At 67.1% G+C, this 2405-nt stretch carries 4 protein-coding genes; 3 read left to right on the plus strand and 1 reads right to left on the minus strand.

Going from position 1 to position 2405, the window contains the following annotated elements; genetic code table 11:
* From VGQ44_05525 to kynB, 3 genes are all read left to right on the plus strand, one after another.
* Nucleotides 1-221 (plus strand): RidA family protein (locus VGQ44_05525; GenBank protein HEV8446255.1); only part of this gene is annotated, 221 nt, incomplete at its 5' end.
* Entirely contained in the window at nucleotides 218-799 is a 582-nt protein-coding gene (locus VGQ44_05530) for a hypothetical protein (GenBank protein HEV8446256.1), read from the plus strand. The genes VGQ44_05525 and VGQ44_05530, both read left to right, overlap by 4 nt.
* The gene (kynB, locus tag VGQ44_05535) at nucleotides 790-1416 is read left to right on the plus strand and encodes an arylformamidase (GenBank protein ID HEV8446257.1); all 627 of its coding nucleotides are present in this window, start codon (nucleotides 790-792) and stop codon (nucleotides 1414-1416) included. The genes VGQ44_05530 and kynB overlap by 10 nt, the downstream gene beginning before the upstream one ends.
* Here kynB and VGQ44_05540 read toward each other — a convergent pair.
* The coding region (locus VGQ44_05540) for a glycosyltransferase family 4 protein (GenBank protein HEV8446258.1) at nucleotides 1379-2405 on the minus strand (1027 nt) is incomplete at its 5' end. The genes kynB and VGQ44_05540 overlap by 38 nt on opposite strands.

Genomic DNA, 2405 nt, shown 5'->3' on the forward strand with positions numbered 1-2405 from the left:
GCATCGAGAACATCCGCGCCATTCTCGAGGAGGCCGGCTCGTCGCTCGACAAGGTCCTGGATGTGACCGTCTACCTCACCGACATGGAACGCGATTTTCAGCGCTTCAACAAGGTCTACGGCGAGTTCTTCGCGGACGTGCAGCCGACGCGCACGACCGTCGGCGTCGACTCGCTGCCGACGCCCATCGCCGTTGAATTGAAAGTGATCGCCTCGAAATGAAAAAGCTGTTGGTCTTCCTCGCACTCTTCGCAGCCGCCTGCGCCTCGACGCCGTCCGCGACGCCGGAACAACGGATCGCCGCCGTCGAGCAGCGTCTCGACAAGTCCTCGCAATGGTCGATGGCGTTCAACACCACGACGACCGGCGCGGTCGAGTCGCGCTTCACGGGCACGATGAACGTCCTCCCGCACAACTTCGCCTCGATCGACGCCGACGGCTTCATGCGCGGACAGCCGGCGCACATCCGCTGGGAGGCGAGCGGGTCGCCGTCGGAGGTCAGCCACGCGCTCTCGATCGGCGTCGTCCGCCTCGGCATCACGCACGACCTCGCGACGCTCGCCGCCGGCGCGAAGACGATCGACAACGCCGAAGGGGGGATCGATCAGTCGCTCAAGATGACGAACCTCGCGTGGGACGCGCAGAACAAGAAGTTCACGTACCACATCGTCGTCGACGGTCAGGACTCGGGAACGGGCGAGCTGCGCGTCGGCAGGGGAGACATGCCGCGCTCGCGTGTGCTCGACGTGAAGCTCCCGAACGGCATGATGCACGTCGAAGAGCATTACGAGTGGCGCTGATTGACATCTCGCCTCCGATCGACGCCACGATCGCGGTCTGGCCGGGCGACACGCCGTTCGCGCAGACGTTCAATGCCGAGATGAGCGCCGGCGCGAACCTGACGCTGTCGGATATCCGGACCACGCTCCACGTCGGCGCGCACACCGACGCGGCGAGCCACTACGTTCCCGATGGCGAAGACATCGCCTCCCGCTCCCTCGACTACTACCTCGGCCCCTGCACCGTTGTGCACGTCGAAGTGGCGCGCGGCGAGCGGATATTGCCGCGCCACATTGAAGGGAAGCGCATTGCCGCGCCGCGTGTCCTCTTCCGCACCGGCACGTTTCCCGATCCGCGCAACTGGAACGATGACTTCGCGTCGCTATCGCCGGAGCTCGTCGAGACACTCCACGAACGCGGCGTGATCCTCGTCGGCATCGACACGCCGTCGGTCGACCCGTTCGACTCCAAACCGCTCGAAGCACACCACGCCCTCGGGAACCACAACATGGCGAATCTCGAGGGACTGGTGCTCGAAGGCGTGGACGAAGGCGACTACGAGCTGATCGCGTTGCCGCTCCGGATCGTCGGCGGCGACGCTAGCCCTCTCCGGGCCGTGCTTCGTACGCCCGCATGAGCCGCTCGGCCGCGCGCTCGTAGCCGAACTGCCGCGATTGCCCGACGGCGGCTTTGCTCAAAATCCCGCGGGCCGCAAGGATCGGAGTCAGGCGCATGGCGATTGCCTCGGGCGATGAAACAGCCGCGATCAGCGGCGTGTCGAGGCCGCGGACGAGCGCCTCGACGCCGGCAATCGGCGCACTGACCGGGACGACGCCGCAGGCCATCGCTTCGAGGATGGCGCGGTGCCCTTCGTCCGAGCCGCGCGCGGCGAAGAGCAGCGCGTCGGCGGCGCGGTAGTGCTCGGCGAGATCGTCCTCGTGATAGCCGGCGAAGACGGCGTCGAGGCCGAGCGCATGCGCGAGGACCTGCAGCGTGTTCTGGTGCGGGCCGTGGCCGATGACGATCATCCGGGCGTCCGGCAATGTCCGCCGAACGACCGCAAACGATTGCAGTGCGAGCTCGAAGCCGCGGTCGTGCGTCAGCTTCCCGATCGACACGGCGACCGGCACGTGTGGATCGATCCCGTAGCGCGCGCGGACGTTGTCGCCGTTCGGCGTGAACTCACGATGATCGACGGGCGGCGGCGTGAACGTAGCGCCGGGAACGGAGAACGTCTCGTTGATCACGAAGCGCAGCGGCGTCCGGCGCTGGAGGAGGAGCGAGAACGGATCGCGGCGAAGGACGCGCTCGGAGTGGTACGTCCGCGCCAGCCGCGCTTTGATCCGGCGCGCGAGCATGGCGCCGAGGACGTGGTCGTACGTGAGGTGGGCGTGGACGATGTCAAACGATCCGAGCGATTCCAGCGCTCTCACCGTCCGCCGCGCGGCGACCGGATTCTGCGCTTTTTCGATGAGCGGATGCGCGAACGGAACGTCCTTCAGCTTCGTCTCGAGCTTGTAGCCGCCGACGTACGCGTAGTGTGCGTCGACGCCCGCCGCGCGGAGCGCTTCGACCTCGGCAAATGCGGGAGCGGCGGCGCCGGTCCAGCGGTTTCCGGCTGCGAGA

This window comes from Gemmatimonadaceae bacterium (assembly GCA_036003045.1).
Taxonomy (GTDB): Bacteria; Gemmatimonadota; Gemmatimonadetes; order Gemmatimonadales; family Gemmatimonadaceae; genus JAQBQB01.

Bases quoted from the DNA above. Each gene is read 5' to 3' on its own strand.
- VGQ44_05530 (HEV8446256.1), top strand. From the start codon at position 218: ATGAAAAAGCTGTTGGTCTTCCTCGCACTCTTCGCAGCCGCCTGCGCC.